The following is a 1,287-nucleotide window of genomic DNA, read 5'->3' as shown; positions in this document are numbered from 1 at the left end:
GGGGAAAATTGGAAAAACTTTCACAGGATTGTCCGGTAAAACAAAAGAGGATTTCGGTCATGGTGATGCAAAATTTGTGACATACATGAATGTATTTAGCAATCCAGTATCAGATTTAGAAATGATAGATAATATTGAAGTTGATGCAAAACAAAATTCAGTTGAGTATGGTGATGTGTTCTTTACAACATCATCTGAAACACCAGAAGAAGTAGGAATGTCCTCTGTTTGGCTAGGGAATAAAGATAATGTGTATTTAAATAGTTTTAGCTTTGGCTATCGTCCTGATAAAATATTCGCCCCCATATTATCTTGCGTTTATGCTTCGCTCACCAGTAATTCGTAGGAAATTTATGTTTCTAGCTCAAGGAATTTCACGATATAACATTTCTAAAACAAAGGTCATGAATATGGAAGTTCCAGTTCCTAAACTCGAAGAGCAAAATCAAATCGGCACCTTTTTCCAACATCTCGACCACCTCATCACCCTTCATCAGCGTAAACTATCTGTATTGAAGAAGCTGAAAAGAGGTTATTTGCAAAAGATATTTTGTTAAGTGGTTAAAGTAGAGCTTTAAGGCGTTAAAATTGAATGGAAATTATAATTTTATTGAAGGATTTTTCTCTTTAACAAATAAAGCTTTACTTAAAAAGATCTGAATGTGAACCAGTATCGATAAAACGAATAAACTTGCCATCATATTTATAAATTAAAAGCCAATCTGGTTTGATATGTAACTCACGCTCTGGTTTACGATTAACCAGAGCGTGATCATTATAATGTGGTTCTAGCGGCTCATCTTGTAATAGCTGACGATAAACAGTTTCAAAATCTTTTTTTTCATAGCGGCCACCCTTTAAAATTGTTTTATAATGTTTTTTAAATTGCCGTTCAAAAGCTGGATTATAAACGTAATCAGTCATTCAACCAGTCCAAGCCTTTCTCAGAATCATTAAATTCAACGTAATCTTGACTTTTTATGGCTTTTTCTAAACGTGGAGTAGGTTGAGATACTTCAAATGGAATTCCACCCGCTTCAATAGACTTCTTAGCAAAAATTCGAAAAGCCTCAGCTGGGGTTAATCCCACGCGTTTAAGGACGATTTCAAAGTCTTTTTTTTCTTTATCATCCATTCTAAAATGCACTTGACTAGTCATAAATAGCACCTCCAGTTTTATGGTACCACATGGTACCATAAAACTACAAACATTTCTTTAAAAAAAATCTTTGTCACAAAGATATCAATGGTAATTTTAGAAGTTATTAATTATTTGTATATATCCTG

General features: G+C 33.4%; 3 protein-coding genes and 1 pseudogene. 2 read left to right on the top strand and 2 right to left on the bottom strand.

Translation table 11 applies throughout. The features are described from left to right. Window positions 1–346, top strand: a pseudogene (locus ON15_RS12065) (hypothetical protein); the annotation flags it as partial. Continuing rightward, a complete protein-coding gene (locus ON15_RS12060) occupies window positions 321–557 on the top strand; it encodes a restriction endonuclease subunit S (RefSeq protein WP_328285379.1) in 237 nt (78 codons plus the stop codon). The pseudogene ON15_RS12065 and the gene ON15_RS12060, both read left to right, overlap by 26 nt. An 85-nt stretch (window positions 558–642) precedes the next feature. On the opposite strand, the gene ON15_RS08880 is transcribed toward ON15_RS12060, so the two are convergent. Both ON15_RS08880 and ON15_RS08875 read right to left on the bottom strand, forming a co-directional pair. Next, the gene (locus ON15_RS08880; protein WP_010581134.1) at window positions 643–924 is read right to left on the bottom strand and encodes a type II toxin-antitoxin system YafQ family toxin; all 282 of its coding nucleotides are present in this window, start codon (window positions 922–924) and stop codon (window positions 643–645) included. Further along, window positions 917–1,159, bottom strand: coding sequence for a type II toxin-antitoxin system RelB/DinJ family antitoxin (locus tag ON15_RS08875; RefSeq protein WP_010581133.1), 243 nt, complete (start codon window positions 1,157–1,159; stop codon window positions 917–919). The genes ON15_RS08880 and ON15_RS08875 overlap by 8 nt, the downstream gene beginning before the upstream one ends. Window positions 1,160–1,287 lie beyond the last annotated feature (128 nt).

The sequence above is a fragment of the Liquorilactobacillus vini DSM 20605 genome (genome assembly GCF_000255495.1).
Classification (GTDB): domain Bacteria; phylum Bacillota; class Bacilli; order Lactobacillales; family Lactobacillaceae; genus Liquorilactobacillus; species Liquorilactobacillus vini.
This window is presented reverse-complemented; position numbering and strand designations above follow the sequence as displayed.